At 74.9% G+C, this 17,891-nt stretch carries 21 protein-coding genes; 12 read left to right on the top strand and 9 right to left on the bottom strand.

What is annotated here, in order from left to right; translation table 11 throughout:
* Position 1: 1 nt before the first annotated feature.
* Positions 2-2,449, bottom strand: a complete 2,448-nt coding sequence (pcrA, locus tag ACFLFB_RS05280) for a DNA helicase PcrA (RefSeq protein ID WP_392544657.1) — start codon at positions 2,447-2,449, stop codon at positions 2-4.
* Between the two features lie 179 nt (positions 2,450-2,628).
* Positions 2,629-2,952, bottom strand: a complete 324-nt coding sequence (locus ACFLFB_RS05275) for a hypothetical protein (protein ID WP_392544656.1) — start codon at positions 2,950-2,952, stop codon at positions 2,629-2,631.
* A gap of 227 nt (positions 2,953-3,179) precedes the next feature.
* On the opposite strand from ACFLFB_RS05275, the gene ACFLFB_RS05270 reads away from it, so the two are divergent.
* Genes ACFLFB_RS05270 through arfB form a run of 3 tightly spaced genes read left to right on the top strand, consistent with a single transcriptional unit; the run spans position 3,180 to position 4,944 of the window.
* On the top strand, positions 3,180-3,491 hold the full coding sequence (locus tag ACFLFB_RS05270; protein WP_392544655.1) for a hypothetical protein: 312 nt from the start codon (positions 3,180-3,182) through the stop codon (positions 3,489-3,491).
* A gap of 17 nt (positions 3,492-3,508) precedes the next feature.
* The gene (gene ligD, locus ACFLFB_RS05265) at positions 3,509-4,498 is read left to right on the top strand and encodes a non-homologous end-joining DNA ligase (protein WP_392544654.1); all 990 of its coding nucleotides are present in this window, start codon (positions 3,509-3,511) and stop codon (positions 4,496-4,498) included.
* Positions 4,495-4,944, top strand: coding sequence for an alternative ribosome rescue aminoacyl-tRNA hydrolase ArfB (gene arfB, locus ACFLFB_RS05260; protein WP_392545386.1), 450 nt, complete (start codon positions 4,495-4,497; stop codon positions 4,942-4,944). Before ligD ends, arfB begins: the two co-directional genes overlap by 4 nt.
* Positions 4,945-4,961: 17 nt before the next feature.
* Here arfB and ACFLFB_RS05255 read toward each other — a convergent pair whose 3' ends face one another.
* Positions 4,962-5,339, bottom strand: a complete 378-nt coding sequence (locus tag ACFLFB_RS05255; protein WP_392544653.1) for a hypothetical protein — start codon at positions 5,337-5,339, stop codon at positions 4,962-4,964.
* Positions 5,336-6,280, bottom strand: a complete 945-nt coding sequence (locus ACFLFB_RS05250) for an NAD(P)/FAD-dependent oxidoreductase (protein ID WP_392544652.1) — start codon at positions 6,278-6,280, stop codon at positions 5,336-5,338. Before ACFLFB_RS05250 ends, ACFLFB_RS05255 begins: the two co-directional genes overlap by 4 nt.
* 39 nt (positions 6,281-6,319) lie before the next feature.
* Between ACFLFB_RS05250 and ACFLFB_RS05245 the strand changes: the two genes are divergently transcribed.
* The 5 genes from ACFLFB_RS05245 to ACFLFB_RS05225 all read left to right on the top strand — a co-directional run bounded on the left by ACFLFB_RS05245 (position 6,320) and on the right by ACFLFB_RS05225 (position 9,780).
* Positions 6,320-7,156, top strand: a complete 837-nt coding sequence (locus tag ACFLFB_RS05245; RefSeq protein WP_392544651.1) for a uracil-DNA glycosylase — start codon at positions 6,320-6,322, stop codon at positions 7,154-7,156.
* A gap of 33 nt (positions 7,157-7,189) precedes the next feature.
* Positions 7,190-7,759 (top strand): GNAT family N-acetyltransferase, encoded by a 570-nt coding sequence (locus ACFLFB_RS05240; protein WP_392544650.1) that lies wholly within the window; start codon positions 7,190-7,192, stop codon positions 7,757-7,759.
* A 64-nt stretch (positions 7,760-7,823) separates the two neighbouring features.
* Positions 7,824-8,384 (top strand): GNAT family N-acetyltransferase, encoded by a 561-nt coding sequence (locus ACFLFB_RS05235; RefSeq protein ID WP_392544649.1) that lies wholly within the window; start codon positions 7,824-7,826, stop codon positions 8,382-8,384.
* A gap of 29 nt (positions 8,385-8,413) precedes the next feature.
* Positions 8,414-9,400, top strand: coding sequence for a quinone oxidoreductase family protein (locus tag ACFLFB_RS05230; RefSeq protein WP_392544648.1), 987 nt, complete (start codon positions 8,414-8,416; stop codon positions 9,398-9,400).
* A 23-nt stretch (positions 9,401-9,423) separates the two neighbouring features.
* Positions 9,424-9,780 (top strand): ArsC/Spx/MgsR family protein, encoded by a 357-nt coding sequence (locus tag ACFLFB_RS05225; RefSeq protein WP_392544647.1) that lies wholly within the window; start codon positions 9,424-9,426, stop codon positions 9,778-9,780.
* A gap of 18 nt (positions 9,781-9,798) precedes the next feature.
* Here the strand turns inward: ACFLFB_RS05225 and ACFLFB_RS05220 are convergent, their stop codons facing one another.
* Genes ACFLFB_RS05220 through ACFLFB_RS05210 form a run of 3 tightly spaced genes read right to left on the bottom strand, consistent with a single transcriptional unit; the run spans position 9,799 to position 12,174 of the window.
* Positions 9,799-10,155: a hypothetical protein gene (locus ACFLFB_RS05220; RefSeq protein WP_392544646.1), complete on the bottom strand. Its 357-nt coding sequence runs from the start codon at positions 10,153-10,155 to the stop codon at positions 9,799-9,801.
* Positions 10,156-10,180: 25 nt separating this feature from the next.
* Complete coding sequence (locus ACFLFB_RS05215; protein ID WP_392544645.1) at positions 10,181-10,903, bottom strand: LuxR C-terminal-related transcriptional regulator; 723 nt, start codon at positions 10,901-10,903, stop codon at positions 10,181-10,183.
* Complete coding sequence (locus ACFLFB_RS05210) at positions 10,900-12,174, bottom strand: PspC domain-containing protein (RefSeq protein WP_392544644.1); 1,275 nt, start codon at positions 12,172-12,174, stop codon at positions 10,900-10,902. Before ACFLFB_RS05210 ends, ACFLFB_RS05215 begins: the two co-directional genes overlap by 4 nt.
* Before the next feature lie 115 nt (positions 12,175-12,289).
* Between ACFLFB_RS05210 and ACFLFB_RS05205 the strand changes: the two genes are divergently transcribed.
* A complete protein-coding gene (locus tag ACFLFB_RS05205) occupies positions 12,290-13,693 on the top strand; it encodes a PspC domain-containing protein (protein ID WP_392544643.1) in 1,404 nt (467 codons plus the stop codon).
* Entirely contained in the window at positions 13,693-14,061 is a 369-nt protein-coding gene (locus ACFLFB_RS05200; RefSeq protein ID WP_392544642.1) for a hypothetical protein, read from the top strand. The genes ACFLFB_RS05205 and ACFLFB_RS05200 overlap by 1 nt, the downstream gene beginning before the upstream one ends.
* On the opposite strand, the gene ACFLFB_RS05195 is transcribed toward ACFLFB_RS05200, so the two are convergent.
* Both ACFLFB_RS05195 and ACFLFB_RS05190 read right to left on the bottom strand, forming a co-directional pair.
* Positions 14,052-14,747 (bottom strand): NUDIX hydrolase, encoded by a 696-nt coding sequence (locus tag ACFLFB_RS05195; RefSeq protein WP_392544641.1) that lies wholly within the window; start codon positions 14,745-14,747, stop codon positions 14,052-14,054. The two genes, ACFLFB_RS05200 and ACFLFB_RS05195, sit on opposite strands and share 10 nt — an antisense overlap.
* Positions 14,744-15,910, bottom strand: a complete 1,167-nt coding sequence (locus ACFLFB_RS05190; protein ID WP_392544640.1) for a glycosyltransferase family 4 protein — start codon at positions 15,908-15,910, stop codon at positions 14,744-14,746. Before ACFLFB_RS05190 ends, ACFLFB_RS05195 begins: the two co-directional genes overlap by 4 nt.
* Before the next feature lie 18 nt (positions 15,911-15,928).
* On the opposite strand from ACFLFB_RS05190, the gene ACFLFB_RS05185 reads away from it, so the two are divergent.
* Positions 15,929-16,777 carry a PIG-L deacetylase family protein gene (locus ACFLFB_RS05185; protein WP_392544639.1) on the top strand — a complete coding sequence of 283 codons (849 nt, stop codon included), beginning with the start codon at positions 15,929-15,931 and terminating at the stop codon, positions 16,775-16,777.
* The gene (locus ACFLFB_RS05180) at positions 16,774-17,874 is read left to right on the top strand and encodes a lysylphosphatidylglycerol synthase transmembrane domain-containing protein (protein WP_392544638.1); all 1,101 of its coding nucleotides are present in this window, start codon (positions 16,774-16,776) and stop codon (positions 17,872-17,874) included. The genes ACFLFB_RS05185 and ACFLFB_RS05180 overlap by 4 nt, the downstream gene beginning before the upstream one ends.
* Positions 17,875-17,891 lie beyond the last annotated feature (17 nt).

Raw genomic sequence — 17,891 nt, 5'->3', positions numbered from 1 at the left:
CCTAGAGCTTCTCGAGCGGGGCGAAGCGCAGCACGAAGCGCTTGACCCCGAGCTCGCCGCCGAAGTCGACCTCGGCCTGCGTCTTGTCGCCCTCGCCGAGGGTGCGCACGACGGTGCCCATGCCGTAGCTGTCGTGGGTGACCCGGTCACCGGCGGCCAGCGCGATGATCGGCCGGTTGCCCGGCGAGCGCACGCCGGGGCGGGCGGCCAGGGTGGCGACCGCGGGCCGCTGGTCGCGACGGCCGATGGCCGCGGCGCCGGAGAGCTCGCGCTCCCACTCGAGGAGCTCGGCCGGGATCTCGTCGAGGAAGCGTGACGGAGGGTTGTACTGCGGTGCGCCCCAGGCGGATCGGACCGCGGCTCGGGAGATGTGCAGCCGCTCGCGCGCCCGGGTGATGCCGACGTACGCGAGGCGGCGCTCCTCCTCCAGCTCCTTGGCGTCGCCGAGGCTGCGCAGGTGCGGGAAGGTGCCATCCTCGAGGCCGGTGAGGAAGACGACGGGGAACTCCAGGCCCTTGGCCGTGTGGAGGGTCATCAGCGTGACGACGCCCTGCGCCTCGGCCTCCGCGCTGTCGGGGATCTCGTCGGCGTCGGCGACGAGGGAGACCCGCTCGAGGAAGTCCTCGAGGCTGACGACCTCCCCGGTCTCGCGGCGCGCGTCGTCGAACTCGCGGGCGACGGCGACGAGCTCGGCGAGGTTCTCGACGCGGGTCTCGTCCTGGGGGTCGTGGCTGTCGCGCAGCTCGGCGAGGTAGCCCGAGCGGTCGAGGATGGCCTCGAGGAGCTCGGAGACGCCGGCCTCGTCGTCGTCGCGGACCTGGCCCAGGCTCTCCAGGAGCGAGGTGAACCCCTTGACCGCGGCCACGGAGCGCGAGGCGATGCCCGGCGCGTCCTCGGGACGGCCCAGCGCGGCGACGAACGGGATGCGCTCGCGCTCGGCGAGGGCCACGACGCACGCCTCGGCGCGGTCGCCGATGCCGCGCTTGGGGACGTTGAGGATGCGGCGCAGGTTGACGGTGTCGGTGGGGTTGGAGAGCACCCGCAGGTAGGCCAGGGCGTCCTTGACCTCGCGGCGCTCGTAGAACCGGGTGCCGCCGACGACCTTGTAGGGCAGCCCGACCCGGACGAACACCTCCTCCAGCGCCCGCGACTGGGCGTTGGTGCGGTAGAACACCGCGACGTCACCGGGGCGCACCCCGTGCTCGTCGCCGAGGCGGTCGATGCTGCGGGCGACGAACGACGCCTCGTCGTGCTCGTTGTCGGCGACGTAGCCGATGATGCGGGCGCCGTCGCCGCTGTCGGTCCACAGGTTCTTCTTGCGGCGGCCCTCGTTGCGGGCGATGACGGCGTTGGCCGCACGCAGGATCGTCTGGGTGGAGCGGTAGTTCTGCTCGAGCAGGATGGTCCGCGCGTGCGGGTAGTCCTCCTCGAACTCCTCGATGTTGCGGATCGTGGCACCGCGGAAGGCGTAGATCGACTGGTCGGCGTCACCGACGACGACGAGCTCGCTGGGCTCGACCCCGTGCTCGGTGCGCGTCTCCTCCGAGCCGACGAGCTCGCGGACCAGCTGGTACTGCGCGTGGTTGGTGTCCTGGTACTCGTCGACCATCACGTGCCGGAACCGGCGCCGGTAGTGCTCGGCGACGTCGGGGAAGACCTGGAACATCTGGACCGTCATCATGATGAGGTCGTCGAAGTCCATGGCGTTGGCCTGGCGCAGCCGCCGCTGGTAGTCGGTGTACGCCTCGGCGAGGACCTGCTCCTGGTGCGTGCCCGTCTCGTTGACCCGGCGGGTGAAGGTCTCCTCGTCGATGAGCTCGTTCTTGAGGTTGGACACCTGGTGGCTGAACGCGCGCGGGTTGTAGCGCTTCGGGTCGAGGTCCATGTCGCGCAGGACCATCGACATCAGGCGCTGGGAGTCGGCGGCGTCGTAGATGGAGAACGTGGAGCGCAGCCCGACCTTGTCGGCCTCGCGGCGCAGGATGCGCACGCACGCGCTGTGGAAGGTCATGACCCACATCGCCTTGGCGCGCGGGCCGACGAGGGCGGAGACCCGCTCACGCATCTCGGCGGCGGCCTTGTTGGTGAACGTGATGGCGAGGACCTGGCCGGGCTGGACCCCGCGCGCGGCCATGAGGTACGCGATGCGCTGGGTGAGGACGCGGGTCTTGCCCGAGCCGGCGCCGGCGACGATGAGCAGGGGCGGGCCCTCGTGGAGGACGGCCTCGCGCTGCTGCGGGTTCAGCCCGGTGAGCAGCTCCTCGGGGTCGGCCTGCGGGCGCTCGCCCGGACCGCCCTCGGGGCCGCGACCGGCGGCGGCGGCCTCGGCCCAGGTGGGGACGCCCGCCGCGTTGACGAGGGCCGCGTGGGCGCTGGTGTGGGTCGCCTGGTCGACGTTCGGCTCGGGCCGGGAACCGCCGATGTCGAGGCCGTCGAAGAGGGTGCTCATGTCGGGGTCAACCCTACGTCGCGGCACCGACCGTCACCCGCCGCGACCCGGGTCCGTGGACAGGGCGGGCGGACACGGGTGACGGCCGGGGCGCGGTGGCCCCGGCCGTCGGTGACGCGCCGGTCGGAGGAAGGGAGCAGGCGCGTCGGAGGGTGCGTCGGCAGTCGAGCGTCAGCGCCTCAGCCGGCACACCACGGGTAGACGAAGATGCTGTTCTCACCAGCGCGGTGGTCGGCGACGAGCGTCTTGTAGTCGATGACGGTGTCGAGCGTGATGCCCGCGGGCAGGGAGCCGCCGCGCGGTGTGACGCCGAGCGACACGGCGGTCGCCACGGACACCCCGTTCGCCTGGACGGCCTTGAACGCGCCGATGCTCTTCAGCGTCGCGATGCCGGCGGCCTGGCACTGGCCGTCGGCCGCCGAGGCGGGGCCGGCGCCGGCGAAGGCCGCGACCGCGGCTCCGATGACGACGAGGGTGGTGGTGGTACGGGTCTTCCTGCTCATCGGGTTCTCCTCGGGGTCTGCCGCGGCACCTGCCGCCGTGGCGTCCTGGGCACCACCGTCCGCCCTGAGCCCCCTGGATGTCTAGAGTTTGTCGAACCTTGACTGCGACGGGTCGAGGTGAAACCCCACCCCCTTACGGTCGGATTTCACCTCGACCGGGCTGGCGCTGGTGCGAGGTTCTGCGCGGCCGGGGGGAGGCCCGTCGGCATGGAGAGGGGATCGCACCCATGCTCATCTGGGGGTGGGGACGCAAGTCCCGCAGCCGGCAGCTCGACGCTGCGCAGGCGCTCTTCGTCAACTTCGGCTACTTCAGCCTGTTCTTCGTCTTCAGCGTGACGTGGGACGCGAAGTACGTCCTCGCACGGGTCCAGCCCGACGGCGGGTGGTCCTACCGCGACGTCACCGACGCGGAGGCCACGCAGCTCGCCGGGGGCGGCGAGCTGCCGGCGCCGTCGCCCTGGCAGCGCTTCAGCCTGCTCGGCCTCGTGGTCGTCGTCGTCGCCTTCATCGCGCTCTCGGCAGCGCTCCCCCGCTCCTGACCCCTAGCGTGGGGTCCATGGCTTCGCGCAAGGGAGAGTTCGGGGAACCCGTCGTCCTCGACGTCGATGGGTTCGACGTGCGCGTCTCCAGCCCCGAACGCGTCTACTTCGCCGCCCGCGGCGAGACCAAGCTCGACCTGGTCAGCTACTACCTGTCCGTCGGCGACGGCATCGTCAACGCACTGCGCGACCGGCCGTGCATGCTGCACCGCTTCCCCGACGGCGTGTCCGGCCCGAAGGTGCACCAGAAGCGGCTCCCCCGTGGCGCGCCGCCGTGGGTGGAGACGGTGCGACTGCACTTCCCCCGCTACGGGCTGCACGCCGACGAGCTGTGCGTCACGCGGCTGGCCGACGTCGCGTGGGCCGTGCAGATGAGCACCGTGGAGTTCCACCCGTGGAACAGCCGCCGCGCCGACACCGAGAAGCCCGACGAGTGGCGCATCGACCTCGACCCGATGCCGGACGCACCCTTCTCGCGCGTGCGACGCGCCGCGCACGTGGCCCACGAGGTCCTCGACGAGCTCGGCGCCACCGGCTTCCCGAAGACCAGTGGCGGCCACGGCCTGCACGTCTACGTCCGCATCGTCCCCGAGCACGGCTTCCAGGACGTCCGGAGGGCGGCCCTCGCCTTCGCGCGCGAGGTGGAGCGGCGGATCCCCGACGACGTCACCACCACGTGGTGGCGCAAGGACCGCGACCCCGAGGCGGTGTTCGTCGACTACAACCAGAACGCCCGCGACCACACCATCGCGGCGGCGTACTCGGTGCGCGGCAACGACATCGGCACCGTATCCACGCCCATCCGGTGGGACGAGGTCGACGACGCCGAGCCCAACGACTTCACCATCGCCACGGTGCCCGCACGCTTCGCCGAGCTCGGCGACCTCCACGCCGGCATCGACGACGCGGTCTTCGACATCAGCCCACTGCTCGAGTGGGCCGACCGCGACGAGGCCGAGGGCGCCGAGGCACCGCCCGAGCCCGAGGACGACACGGGCAAGCCCTGATGGACCTCGTGGTCCCGCCGGGTCCCGGTGTGCCGCAGGGCCTCACGGTGCCGGCGGGCGAGCTGGTCGAGCGGTTCTCGCGGTCCTCCGGGCCGGGTGGGCAGGGCGTCAACACGGCCGACAGCCGGGTCGAGCTCGAGCTCGACGTCACGGCGTTCGGGGGTTTCACCGAGACCCAGCGCCGGCGGGTGCTGCGGGCGCTGCACTCTCGCCTCGTCGACGCGCGGCTGCTCGTCGTCGCGGCCTCGGAGCACCGCCAGCAGCGGCGCAACCGCGTGGCGGCGCGCGAGCGGATGGCCGACCTCCTGCGTGACGCGATGTCTCCGCCGCCCGCGCCGCGACGGGCCACCCGCCCGACGCGGGGGTCCAAGGAGCGCCGGCTCGCCGCGAAGAAGCGTCGCGGCGAGACCAAGGCCGGCCGCTCCCGACCCGGCCCCGACGCCTGAGGCCGCGCCCGCGCTCCTCAGTGGTCGAGGAGCCAGGTGGGGCCGAGCGTCGACGCCCGGACGGCCGTCACCCGCTCGACGAGACCGCGGTCGGCCGTGACGACCGTGACCTCCGCGCCGCGGTCGAGGCCGCGGACCACCTGCGCCACGATCTCGTCGTCGCCGTGGCCGGGCGCGTGCACCGTGCGCACGATGCCCTCGAGCCCCTCCGGCACACCCGGGCGCGCCTTCCCCTCCAGGACGAGGACCACCTCGTCGAAGCCCAGCTCGGCGCGCACCACGAGCGCGTGCAGTCGTGCCGCCGCAGCGGGACGGTCGCGCCACCACCCGTCGGGGCGCGAGCCCACGACGTTGGCACCGTCGACGACGAGCAGGAGTCGGGGCACGTCGCTCACGGGCCGTGCCCCTCGGCCACGAGGCGCACGACCTCCTCGGCGCACCCCCACGACAGCGTGACCCCGGCGCCGCCGTGGCCGTAGTTCGTCACGACCCTCCGACCACGAACGGTGCTGTGCGCCAGCCGGACCGACGGCGCCACGGGCCGCAGGCCGACCCGCGCCCCGAGCACCTCGGCATCGGCCAGCTCGGGCACCACCGACCGCACCCGGGCGAGGATGCCGGCGTGCACCCGGGCGTCGGGCTCGGTGTCCGACGCCCCGAGGACGTCGGTGCCGCCGCACACCACCCAGTCGGGGTGCGGGATCGCGTAGACCATGCCGTCGGGGTGGTCGTCGTCGACGAGCCAGCGCTCGAGCCCCGGGTTGGCCAGGAGGGCCACCTGCCCGCGCGACGGCTGCGGCCCGTCATCGCCCACCAGCGCCCCCGACCGCAGGCCGGCCGCGACGACGACCACGTCGTCCTCCACCTGCTCCACGTCCTCGACGCGTCCTTCGTCCAGGACGACGCCTACGTGCCGGCACCGCTCCTCGAGCCAGGCGAGGTGCACCGGCATCGTCACCAGGGGCACCGTGCACACCACCCCGCTCGGTGCCCCCGGCGGAAGCTCCGCGGACGCGGCCTCCCGCCACCGGTCGACGCCCTCTGTCCACCAGCGGTCCGCGGGGCCGCGCTCCACCATGACGCCCTCACGGAAGGTCACCCCGGCAGCGGGGAGGTCGACCAGCGACCGGAACCTCTCGAGCGTCACCGTCCCCCAGCCGACGACCCGCTCGCGCGGCTCGACGTGGTACGGGAACCAGAGGCCGCCCGCGACCGCGGACACCGTCCCGGCGGCGGGCACGTCGCGCACACAGGTCACCCGGTGCCCCGCCTCGGCCAGCGCGAGCGCCGACGTCAGACCGATGACCCCGCCGCCGACCACCGTCACGCCCGTCATGGACGCATCCTCGCGCACCCGCTCCCCTACGGTGGCCGGATGGAGCGCCGCGACCCCCACCCCGTCACCGGGCAGGAGTTCGCGTCGCCCGTGCCGCCCGGGACCGGGTGGCCCGGCGACCCCGCCGACCCCACCACCCTCGTCGCGCGCTCCCCCGCGGGGGTCCGCCGGCTGGCCCGCGGCGCCCGCGACCTCGACACCCTGCAGGCGCGGGTCTCGGTGTGCCGGGCCTGTCCCCGGCTCGTGCGGTGGCGCGAGGACGTGGCCCGCACCGGCCGGCGCGCCTCCTTCGCCGACGAGCCGTACTGGGGCCGCCCCGGCCCCTCGTTCGGCGACCCGGAGGCGGCGACCCTGCTCGTCGGCCTCGCCCCGGCAGCCAACGGCACCAACCGAACCGGTCGCATGTTCACCGGCGACTCCTCGGGTGACTTCCTCTGGGCGGCCCTGCACCGCACCGGTTTCGCGACGCTGCCCACCTCGGTCGCGGCCGGCGACGGACAGGGTCTGCGTGGCCTGCGCATCGTCGCGGCCGTCCGCTGCGCCCCACCCGACAACGCCCCGACCCCCGAGGAGAAGGCGACCTGCTCGGCCTGGCTGCACCGCGACCTCGAGCTGGCCGAGCCCCACCTGCACTCGATCCTCTGCCTCGGCGCGATCGGCTGGGCCGGGGCGCTCACCGCCGCGGCCACCGCCGGCTGGGAGGTGCCGAGGCCGCGCCCGCCCTTCGCCCACGCCGCCGAGGCCCTCCTCACCACCCCGACCGGTCGGCAGGTCCGGCTCGTCGGCAGCTACCACGTGAGCCCGCACAACACCTTCACCGGGCGGCTCACGCCCGCGATGCTCGACGAGGTCCTGCTCTCGCTGCGCACTCCCTGATGCCCAGGGCGACCCACCGCGTACCGTCGCGGGATGGTCGTCCTCGCCCGCCCGCACGCGCGGTACCGCCGCAGCTACCTCCGGGCCCACGACGAGTTCCTCGAGGCGCGCGAGGGACACCGCGACGGCGAGGGCGCCTGGGTCGAGCCCGCCGACGCCGGCGGCTACCCGGGCGCCGCCTTCTCCCGGGCCGAGCTCGAGACCGACGAGGGGTTCGCCCGCCTCGTCCGCTTCCGCCTCGACCGCAGCCTGGAGGACACCCCACGTCCCACCGGCCACGTCCCCAGCACCGTGTACTGGATCGGCGGCGACGACCCCGCCGAGTACCTCGGGTCGCTGTCGATACGGCACTCCCTCACCCCGTTCCTGCGCGACGTCGCGGGGCACGTCGGCTACTCCGTGCGGCCCGGCGCCCGCCGCCGGGGCGTGGCCACCGAGGCCCTGCGCCTCGCCCTGCCCGAGGCCGCCGCCCTCGGCCTCGACCGCGTCCTCGTCACCTGCGACACCGCCAACGTCGCCTCGGCCAAGGTCATCGAGGCCAACGGTGGCGTCCTCGAGGACGTCCGCGGCGTCAAGCGTCGCTACTGGGTCGCCACCACGTGACCGGCATGCCAGGGTCTCGAAACCCGTTCGCCCACAGCCCGGCCCGCCACCTAGGGTCTTCGCCATGATCCGTCTCGTCCGTCCGCACGCCGCCCTGCAGTCCTCCTGGCTGGAGGCCGCCGACGAGTTCGGCGACGCGCACCGCGACGGCGACGGCGACCTCGTCGAGGAGGCGGACGAGGGCTTCGCCGGAGCGGCCTTCACCCGCGCGGACCTCGAGACCCCGGAGGGCTTCGCCGCCCTGGTCGCCCGCCGCCTCGAGATGGAGCGCGAGGACGCACCCCGTCCTGCCGGCCGCGTCCCGTGCTCGTTCTTCTGGGTCGTCGACGACACCGAGCCGACCACCTACCTCGGCTCCCTGGCCGTGCGGCACCGCCTCACCCCGTGGCTCACGGACTTCGGTGGCCACATCGGCTACTCCGTGCGGCCGTCGGCACGGCGCCGGGGCATCGCCACCACCGCCCTCCGCCTCGGCCTCGAGGAGGCCGGTCGCCTCGGCATCGACCCCGTCCTGCTCACCTGCGACGTCACCAACGACACCTCGCGGCGCGTCATCGAGCGCAACGGCGGGCTGTTCGAGGACGTCCGCGGGGCCACCCGCAGGTACTGGGTCCCCGTGCCCTGAGGCCGCACCGACCGGCCTACGCTGGCGGGATGAGCGACCACACCGGCCCCGCCCTCGTCGTCACCGCCCACGGGGGACGCGACGTCCTCGCTGTCGAGGAGCGCACCGCGCCGGCACCCGGCCCGGGCCAGGTGCTCGTGGAGGTCGCGGCGGCCGGCGTGAACTTCATCGACGTCTACCAGCGCGAGGGCGTCTACCCGATGCCCACGCCGTTCGTCGCGGGCAACGAGGGCGCCGGCACCGTCGTCGCCGTCGGTGAGGGCGTCGAGGGCTTCGCCGAGGGCGACCGGGTGGCCTGGCCGCAGGGCCTGGGCAGCGCCGCCACCTACACGCTCCAGCCCGCCGCGATGCTCGTCCCCGTCCCCGATGCGGTCGACCTCGAGGTCGCGGCGGCCGTGATGCTCCAGGGCCTCACCGCCCACTACCTGGTCACCAGCAGCCACGAGGTCGGCGAGGGCACCACCGCGCTCGTGCACGCGGCGGCCGGGGGCGTCGGCCAGCTCCTCGTCCAGATGGTGCGGGCCCGCGGCGGGGTCGTCGTGGCGACCGCCGGCGGACCGGAGAAGGCCGAGACGGCCCGGGCACTCGGCGCCGACCACGTCATCGACTACCGCGCGGTGGACGACCTCGCCGCCGAGGTCCGCGCCGCGACCGGCGGCCGGGGGGTCGACGTCGCCTACGACGGCGTCGGCAAGGACACCTTCGACGCCTCCCTCGCCTCGCTGCGCCCGCGCGGGACGCTCGTCCTCTACGGCGGCGCCAGCGGCCAGGTCCCGCCGTTCGACATCCAGCGGCTCAACCAGGGCGGCTCGCTCTTCCTCACCCGGCCGACCCTGGGCCACCACCTGGCCACCCGCGACGAGCTCGAGTGGCGCGCCTCGGAGGTCCTCGGCGCGGTCGCCGACGGCTCGCTCCGCGTCGCGATCGGCGGGCGCTACCCGCTGGCCGACGCCGCCACCGCCTACGCCGACCTCGAGGGCCGCCGCACCCAGGGAAAGCTCCTGCTCCTGCCTTGAGCGCCGCGAGTAGGGTGCCCGCCATGGCCGACGTGACGATCCTCCACAACCCCGCGTGCTCGACCTCGAAGGCGGCACTGGAGCAGGTCGAGGCCTCCGGCCTGGACCACGAGGTGGTGCGCTACCTGCGCACGCCGCTCGACGGCACCGCCCTGCGCGACCTGCTCGACAAGCTCGAGGACGAGCCGACCGACCTCGTGCGCCGCGACCCGTTCTTCGCGAGCCTGGGCCTCACCGACGACGACGTGCGCACCCGCGAGCAGGTCGTCGCCGTGCTGGTCGAGCACCCCCGCCTCCTGCAGCGGCCGGTCCTCGTGCGCGGCCAGCGCGCCATCATCGGCCGGCCGAAGAGCCGCGTACCGGCCTTCCTCGCCGACTGACCCACCAGGGGCCGACGGTCAGGAGGAGGAGGTCCAGAGCACCGCGACCGCGGCGTTGAGGACGGCCAGCGCGCCTGCGGCGGTGACGAGCTGGGCCCGCTCCCCCTCACCACGTCGCGCCTTGCCGGCGGCGATCTCGGCGCACGCGGCGACCGCGACCGCGATGACGAGCTTGACGCCGACCTTGGTGTGGTTCACCGGGTCGTCGCCCGACTCGGCGAGGCCGACGAGCAGGATCCCGGTGATGATCTGGGCCCTTGCGCCCCACACGAGCGCCGGGGTGGCGCGCCCCCGCGCGACGAACACGGCGCTGCCGATGATCGCGGCCATGCCGAGGAGGTGGGCGAGGACGAGGAGGCCGTGCACGAGGTCCATGGCGACACCCTAGGACGCCCCCGGCTCAGAGCAGGCGCCGACCCATCGCCCACGCCGTCAGCTCGTGGCGCGAGGAGAGCTGGAGCTTGCGCAGCACCGAGGACACGTGCGTCTCGACCGTCTTGACCGAGATGAACAGCTCCTTGGCGACCTCCTTGTACTGGAAGCCGCGGGCGATGAGGCGCATCACCTCGCGCTCGCGCGCCGACAGCCGGTCGAGCTCCTCGTCGACCTCCGCGATCTCCCCGGCGGCCGCGCCGAACGCGTCGAGGACAAAGCCCGCCAGCCGCGGCGAGAACACGGCGTCGCCGTCGGCCACGCGGCGGATCGAGCGGATGAGGTCGCGCGCCCCGATGGTCTTGGTGACGTAGCCGCGGGCGCCGGCGCGGATGACCGCGATGACGTCCTCGGCCGCGTCCGACACCGACAGCGCGAGGAAGCGGACCGGCCCCCCGGACCGGCTCTCCACCCCCATGCAGCCGCGGATGACGTCGACCCCACCGTTGCCGGACCCGCCGGGAAGGTGGACGTCGAGGAGGACGACGTCGGGCTGCTCGGCGCGGATCACCGAGACCGCCGTGTCGACGTCGGGGGCCTCACCGACGAACTCGCACACCGGGACCCCGCCGGCGAGCATCGCCTCGCTCAGCTCGGCGCGCACCCCCGTGCGGAACATCCGGTGGTCGTCGACGAGGACGACGCGGACCGGGACGGCCGCGCCACCCGTGGGGCTGGTGGGGGTGCTCATGCCTGGACTCCTTCGATGGGTGGCAGGGTCAGCTCGACCTCGGTGCCGTCGTCGCGGCGGCGGACCCGTGCGGTGCCGCCGTGCCGCTCCATCCGACCGAGGATCGAGCGGCGGACCCCGAGCCGGTCGGCCGGAACGGCGTCGAGGTCGAAGCCCTCGCCCCGGTCGCGGACGAACGCCTCGACCCCCGCGGGGCCGATCTCGACGTAGGCCGTGACCGGTGGGGCGCCGTGGCGGACGGCGTTCTGCAGCGCCTCCCGCATCGCCTGGGCGAGAGCGGCGCCGTGCGGGTCGTGGGGTCGGTCGCCGGTGACGACGAGGTCGACCGCGACGCCGTGGACGTCCTCGACGTCGTGCGCCACCTCGGTGACCGCGGCGGCCAGGCTGGACTGCGACCCCTGCGGCCCGGCGTACAGCCACGAGCGCAGCTCGCGCTCCTGGGCCCGGGCCAGCCGGGTGACGGCGGCGGCGTCGCCGGACTGTCGCTGGATGAGCGCGAGCGTCTGCAGCACGCCGTCGTGCAGGTGGGCGGCGATGTCGGCGCGCTCGGTGGCGCGGGCGGCGGCCACCTGCTCGCGCCGCAGGTCGCCCCACAGGCGCAGGCCCCACGGCGCCGCGATGATGAGCGCGCCGACGAGCACCGCGACCGCCGCCAGCAGGGCGTCCCACACGGCCGAGACCGACTGGCCGCGGGTGACGAGGACGAGGATGCCGGCCACGGCGAGGATCGAGCCGAAGGTGACGCGCACCCATCCGAACCGCTCGTTCTCGCTGCCGGAGCCGAGCCAGCGGTGGCGCTGGGCCTCGTCGAGGTTGGACCAGGCCACGATCGCCCCGACGACGATGACGAACAGCGGCACGAGGACCCCGGCCGTCCCGGACCCGCCGAGCAGCGGTGTCACCAGGACGATCCCGACGATGACGAGGACGACGCCGGCCATGATGACCGCGCCCCACTGGCGCCGGCCGGAGGTCGGGGCGTCGGTGACGCCACCCACCGCGTCACCCTCCGGCGTCAGCGCCCAGAGGAAGACGTAGGCCGCGATGCCGCCGCCACCGAGGATCGCGAACGCGACGAACGCGATGCGCACCGAGCGCCTCGACACCCCGAGGTGGCGCGCGACCGCGGCGCTGACCCCCGGCGTCCACCCGGCCCGGTCGCGGTCGCGGACCAGCGGCGGACGCGGTGGGCGGCCCGACGGGTCGGCGGCACCCGACCCGGCGTCGGTCGCCTGGGTCGTGCGCGCGGAGGGGTCGTAGGGGACGGGCACGTGCCCATCCTGACGCACGTCAGGGCCCTCGCGACCCCGACCCGGGGTCCGGTCAGGGCCGCGTCAGGGTCGACCCTCATGGCGAGCGCACCCCGCGGGACGCCACGGTTGAGCCATGACGGAGAACCCCACCCAGACCCCGCCCCCGGCAGGACCCCCGCCGACCGGGCCCGACCCCCGCTACGCCCGACCCCAGGGCAGCGGCGGCTCGGTCCTCGACGACGCGTTCGCCCGCCTCAGGGAGAGCGGCTACACCCGCGACACCGACGCCCGCTGGTTCGGCGGTGTCTGCTCCGGGCTCGCCCAGCGCTGGGGCGTCGACCCCATGCTCATCCGGGCGGCCGCGGTCATCCTCGCCTTCTTCGGCGGGATCGGCGTCACCGCGTACGTCGTGCTGTGGCTGGTCCTTCCGGACCGCCGTGGCGACCTCCTCGCCGAGCGCGCCGTGCGCCGCGGCGACGTCGGGCCCGTGGCCCTGCTCGTCCTCACGGCGGTCCTGCTCCTCGGCGGCTTCTTCTCCATCGGGCAGGGCAACGGCTGGATCGCACCGCTGTGGGTCGTCGCCCTCGTCGGACTGGCCTTCGTCCTCTTCCGCCGCGACCGCGTCTCCGGCGCGACCTCCGGCTTCGCACCGGCCCCCTACGGGTCCACCCCACCCCCGCCCCCTCCAGGAGGAGCCCCGATGAGCGCCCCCACGACCGCGTTCTCCCCGCCCGCCGGTGCCGGCCAGGGCGCCCCGTACGCGATGCCGCCCGGCTCGGCCGGTGCGCCGGTCCCGCCGTACGGCGCCCCCGGCCACCCCGGCCCCTACGGAGGCCGCCCGGTCCCGCCGGCTCCCCCGCGCGTCATGACCCCGCCCCCGCCGCCGCGTCCGCGGCGCCGCCGGCCCAGCTGGTTCGTCGGCCTGATGTCGATCGGCATCGCGCTCGTCGGGCTGGGCCTGGGCGCGGCGCTCGCCGAGCCGCTCGGCTACCCCGGCAGCGCCGGCACGCTGGGCCTGCTCATCGGCCTCACCGGTGTCTCGCTCGTCGTGCTGGCGCTCGGGATCTCCGGCCGCGCGGCCGGGTTCAGCGGGTTCGTCACCGTGGTGCTCGCCGTCCTGCTCGTCGGGTCGGCCGCGGCCTCCCGCGTCAACCTCGAGGAGTCGTCGGGCTTCGGCCCGCGGACCTGGACGCCCGTCCCGGCGGCCGGCGAGACCCGTTTCGAGCACGGGGGCGGTGACGTCGTCCTCGACCTCAGCCGCTTCGAGGGCTCCACCCTCGACCTCACGACCCCGCAGCAGATCGACGTCGAGATCGGCGCCGGCGACCTGACCATCCTCGTCCCCGAGGGCGTCAGCGCCACGGTCGACGCCGAGGTCGGCTTCGGCAGCATCATCCAGCGCGCGGCCGACGGGTCGACGGCGCCCGAGTCGACCGGTCCCGACCAGCAGGTCTCGACCACCGTGGGCGACGGTCCCACCCAAGTCGTCGTCGACGCCCAGCTCGGGGTCGGCCAGATCACCATCGAGGAGCAGTGATGACCACCCCCGACACCCCCCGCGACGAGACCACCCCCCTCGCCGACCAGGTCTTCGAGGAGCACCCCACCACCACGTGGGCCCCCGCCGCCCCCGGGACGACGACCGCCACCGCGGTCCGCCCCACCGAGGTCGCCGCCCCGGCGGCACCCGCCCTCCCCGCCCGCGAGTACGTCAAGGGCCCGGCCCCGTTCGCCATCGTCCTGGGCCTGCTCGGCCTCGTCGTGGCCGCGGCGACGCTGTTCACCGAGATCGTCGGGATCGACGTGCCGTGGGGCGACCTCGGCCCGTGGACCGTCGTCGGCGCCGGCGCCCTCGTCCTCCTCGTCGGGGGACTGGGGCTGCGGGCCAGCCGCGGTCAGGACTGAGGGCGCACGTGGAGGTCGGCGACGCCCGCGGCCCGCAGGGCCACCGGGACGCTCGCCACGACCTCCACGGACCCCAGCTCGTCGAGCCGGACCCAGCGGGCGTCCGCGGTCGACCCACCCACGTCGTGGACGACGGGGAGGGTCGGCCGCGGACATCGGGCCGTGTGGAGCAGCCGCACGGCGTGGTAGTCCTCGAGGCCGCGCGGCGAGCGACCCACCCAGTGCTGGGTCATGACGTCGACGAGGCGCACGTCCTCCACCACCTGACCGGTCTCCTCGAGCACCTCGCGCACGACCGCCTCCTCCGGCCCCTCGCCGGGGTCGAGGCCACCCCCCGGCAGGTTCCAGCGGCCTCCCGCCCCGGTGCGGGCCGCGAGCTGGGTCAGCAGCACCCGGTCGTCGGCGACGACGACCGCGTAGGCCGCCACCCGCTGGTTCGGCACGACCCCGCGCCGCTCGGCGGCGTTGAGACCGGGGCCCTGCGGGTCGGCGAGAGCAGGAGGCCTTGCGCCGCCCACCACCGCCTCGACCGCGTACCGGAGGGTGAGGTCGCCGAGGACGCCCTCCACCCGCTCCGCGTGGCCGGCCCAGCCGCGCTCGCGCAGCCCGGCCAGCGGGTCCTCCCCGTGGCCGAGCGCGAAGGCAGCGACGGTGCGGCCACCCTGCACCCCGACGACGGTGATCACGCGGGGCGGGCCCCGGCCCGGTGGTACTCGCCGAGCGTCGCCCCGAGGACGTCGGACCAGTCCTGCGCCGGAGGGGTCGTGAGGTTGTGGTGACGGATCCGCCGGCGCATCGCCGGGTCGGCGGCGAGCCGCGCCACCGCGCCGGCCAGCTGCACGTCGCTGTCGCCGAGGACGCCCTCGACGCCGTCGCCCACGAAGTCGTCGACCCCGGTGGCCCGCGGCGCGACCACCGGCAGCCCCGCCGCGCGCGCCTCGAGGGCGGCGATGCCGAACGCCTCCAGCCGAGCGGTGGTCAGGTAGACGTCGGCGCCCTGGTGCAGGCGGCGCAGCTCGTCGCGGTCGACCCGCCCGGGCAGCTCGACCCAGTCCAGGCCGCGCGACGCGACGTACCGCTCGAGGACGCGCCGCTGCGGGCCCTCCCCCACGATGGTCGCGCGCAGCGGCACCGCGGGGTCGAGGATCTGGCGGGCGCCGCGGAGCACGGCGAGCAGGGCCACCGGGCGCTTGCGGGCCGCGAGGCGGGTGGCGGTGACGACGTGGACCGGGCGGGGCGCGCCATCGGCTGCCGGGGCCGCGTCCCCGTCGGGGGCACCGTCGCGCCACCAGGCGACGTCGACGCCGTTGGGCACGACCTCCACGGGCGCGTCGCCGGCAGCGGCGCTGACCCGCGTGGCCGCCATCGTCGACACGGCGTTCATGGCCACGCCCTTCTCGGCCCAGCGGGCGAGGTGGCCCAGCACGCGGAACACCGGACCCGAGCGGTCGATGACGCAGTGGAACGTGGCCGTCACGGGCAGCCCGCGGTCCAGGGCCAGCGGCACCAGCTCGGTCGCGAACGGGCTGACGACCCCGAGGTGGGCGTGCGCGACGTCGAAGCGCCCGGCGGCCAGCCGGCGCCGGATCTCGGGCCGGGCGAACGGGTTGACCGGGATGCCTCCGGGCAGCGGGATCGCGAAGCGGTGCACCGTGACGCCGTCGTCGCCCGTCGCCGTCGCGCCCCCGCGCTCGCCGTCGGGACCGGTCGTCGCCGTGAACACCTCGACCTCGTGGCCGGCCCGCACGAGGTGGCGGGAGAGGTCGCGCACCTGCGACTCGATGCCACCCAGCCGAGGCGGGTAGCAGTCGGTGAGCATGGCGACCTTCACGAGGGTCCACCCTGCCATGAGCGAGGATGGGTCACGATGTCCCGCACGATCGTGGCGTTCCACGCCCACCCCGACGACGAGGCCCTCCTGACGGCGGGCACGATGGCGCGGCTCGCGGCTGAGGGGCACCGCGTCGTCCTCGTGCTCGCGACCGACGGCGGCGCCGGGCTCGCGGCGGACGCGCTGCGGGCCGACGGCCTCCTCGGCGAGCGCCGCCTCACCGAGGCCCGACGGTCCGCAGAGGCCCTCGGCGTGGCCCGGGTCGAGTGGCTCGGCTACGCCGACAGCGGCAGCGGTGCCGAGCCCGACCCCGACGTCCCGGGCACCACCCGCTTCTGCCGCGCGCCGCTCGAGGAGGCGGCCGAGCGGCTGGCGGCGCTGCTGCGCACCGAGCGCGCCGACCTCCTCCTCACCTACGACGCGAACGGCGGGTACGGCCACCGCGACCACGTGCGGGTCCACGAGGTCGGAGTCCGCGCGGCGCAGATCGCGGGGACACCGCGCGTCCTCGAGGCCACGGTCCCCCGCGACACCATCGCCCGGGCCATCCGCGGCGCCGCCCGCGTGTACCGCTTCCCGGCCGAGTTCGACCCCACGAGCTTCGAGCGCGCCTTCACCGCGCGAGCCGACATCACCCACCGGATCTCGGTGCGGCGACACGTCGCGGCCAAGCGCGCGTCGATGCGCGCGCACGCCTCGCAGGCCACCGGAGGGGGCGCCACCGAGGTCGGCGCGGGCGGCCAGACGGGCGACCGGACCCTGGGAGCCTTCCTTCGCATCCCCCGCCCCCTCTACGATCTCGTGTTCGGGAGGGAGTGGTTCCGCGACCCCTCGCTCCCACCGGGGGGCCGGGTCAGGACCGAGATCTTCGAGGGGGAGCAGTGAGCAGGGGACGCAAGCAGGTGCTCCAGGCCGCGGTCGGCCTGGGGCTGGCGGCGATCCTGCTCGTCTGGGGGCTGCCCTACTTCGCCAAGACCGAGTGGAGCGAGATCTGGACCCACGTCCGCGCGGTGCCGCTGAGCCACGTGCTGGGCTTCCAGGTCCTGATGCTCGCGGGCCTGTGGTGCTACACGTTCACCTTCACCGGGGCGCTGCGCGGGCTGACCCACAGCAAGGCCCTCATCATCAACCTCTGCGGGTCCTCGGTCTCCAACCTGCTCCCCGGGGGCGGCGCCGTGGGCCTGGCCGCCACGTACGCGATGTGCCGCTCGTGGGGGTTCACCCGGCGGGCGACCTCGACGTCGGCGATCGTCACGGGCGTCTGGAACGTCCTGGCCCGCATCGCCCTGCCGGTCGTCGCGATCCTCGCGCTCTGGCTCGGCGGCGTCACGCTCCCGGTGGTCCTCACCGAGCTGGCGGTCGGCGGGGCCCTGACCGGGCTGGCCCTGCTCGGGGCGTTCGTGGCGATCATGGTCAGCGAGCGGGCAGCCCAGGCCATCGGGCGCGGCGTCGACCACCTGCTCGGGCCGCTGCTGCGCCGCCGCAGCCGGGCGTCGGGCAAGCCGGCGATGCGCATCGAGGAGCTCGTCCACGACCTGCGCGCCCGGATCAACGACGTCGTCTCCACCGGCTGGCTGGCGATGACGCTCGGCATGGTGGGGTTCTTCGGCGCGTACTACGTGCTCTTCGTCCTCGTGATGCGCCAGACCGGCGTCACGACGATGCCGCTCAACCTGCTCTTCGCCGCGTTCGCGATCGGACGGCTGCTCACCGCGGTGGGCATCACGCCGGGTGGCGTCGGCGTCACCGAGACGGTCACCGCCACCGTGCTCGTCGGCTGGGGTGCCGACAGCGCCGCGGCGACCGCGGGGGTCGTCCTGTTCTCGATCATCACGCACGTCATGGAGGTGCCGCTCGGCGGCCTCGGGTGGCTGCTGTGGACGCTCAGCCCGAAGGTGACCGCTCCCCCCGAGGGGCAGGAGCCCACCTTCGAGCGGACGGCGCGAGGGGTGCGCACGCCCCGTCCTCCGCACACGACCTAGCGAGGCCGGCGCGGCCG

The sequence above is a fragment of the Oryzobacter telluris genome, from assembly GCF_043099285.1.
Classification (GTDB): domain Bacteria; phylum Actinomycetota; class Actinomycetes; order Actinomycetales; family Dermatophilaceae; genus Oryzobacter; species Oryzobacter telluris.
This window is presented reverse-complemented; position numbering and strand designations above follow the sequence as displayed.

What these genes read in the sequence shown, in the direction of transcription:
- pcrA (WP_392544657.1), bottom strand. Translation starts at nt 2,449, where the DNA reads ATGAGCACCCTCTTCGACGGCCTCGACATCGGCGGTTCCCGGCCCGAG.
- ACFLFB_RS05275 (WP_392544656.1), bottom strand. Translation starts at nt 2,952, where the DNA reads ATGAGCAGGAAGACCCGTACCACCACCACCCTCGTCGTCATCGGAGCC.
- ACFLFB_RS05270 (WP_392544655.1), top strand. Translation starts at nt 3,180, where the DNA reads ATGCTCATCTGGGGGTGGGGACGCAAGTCCCGCAGCCGGCAGCTCGAC.
- ligD (WP_392544654.1), top strand. Translation starts at nt 3,509, where the DNA reads ATGGCTTCGCGCAAGGGAGAGTTCGGGGAACCCGTCGTCCTCGACGTC.
- ACFLFB_RS05250 (WP_392544652.1), bottom strand. Translation starts at nt 6,280, where the DNA reads ATGACGGGCGTGACGGTGGTCGGCGGCGGGGTCATCGGTCTGACGTCG.
- ACFLFB_RS05245 (WP_392544651.1), top strand. Translation starts at nt 6,320, where the DNA reads ATGGAGCGCCGCGACCCCCACCCCGTCACCGGGCAGGAGTTCGCGTCG.
- ACFLFB_RS05240 (WP_392544650.1), top strand. Translation starts at nt 7,190, where the DNA reads ATGGTCGTCCTCGCCCGCCCGCACGCGCGGTACCGCCGCAGCTACCTC.
- ACFLFB_RS05235 (WP_392544649.1), top strand. Translation starts at nt 7,824, where the DNA reads ATGATCCGTCTCGTCCGTCCGCACGCCGCCCTGCAGTCCTCCTGGCTG.
- ACFLFB_RS05230 (WP_392544648.1), top strand. Translation starts at nt 8,414, where the DNA reads ATGAGCGACCACACCGGCCCCGCCCTCGTCGTCACCGCCCACGGGGGA.
- ACFLFB_RS05225 (WP_392544647.1), top strand. Translation starts at nt 9,424, where the DNA reads ATGGCCGACGTGACGATCCTCCACAACCCCGCGTGCTCGACCTCGAAG.
- ACFLFB_RS05220 (WP_392544646.1), bottom strand. Translation starts at nt 10,155, where the DNA reads ATGGACCTCGTGCACGGCCTCCTCGTCCTCGCCCACCTCCTCGGCATG.
- ACFLFB_RS05215 (WP_392544645.1), bottom strand. Translation starts at nt 10,903, where the DNA reads ATGAGCACCCCCACCAGCCCCACGGGTGGCGCGGCCGTCCCGGTCCGC.
- ACFLFB_RS05205 (WP_392544643.1), top strand. Translation starts at nt 12,290, where the DNA reads ATGACGGAGAACCCCACCCAGACCCCGCCCCCGGCAGGACCCCCGCCG.
- ACFLFB_RS05200 (WP_392544642.1), top strand. Translation starts at nt 13,693, where the DNA reads ATGACCACCCCCGACACCCCCCGCGACGAGACCACCCCCCTCGCCGAC.
- ACFLFB_RS05190 (WP_392544640.1), bottom strand. Translation starts at nt 15,910, where the DNA reads ATGGCAGGGTGGACCCTCGTGAAGGTCGCCATGCTCACCGACTGCTAC.
- ACFLFB_RS05185 (WP_392544639.1), top strand. Translation starts at nt 15,929, where the DNA reads ATGTCCCGCACGATCGTGGCGTTCCACGCCCACCCCGACGACGAGGCC.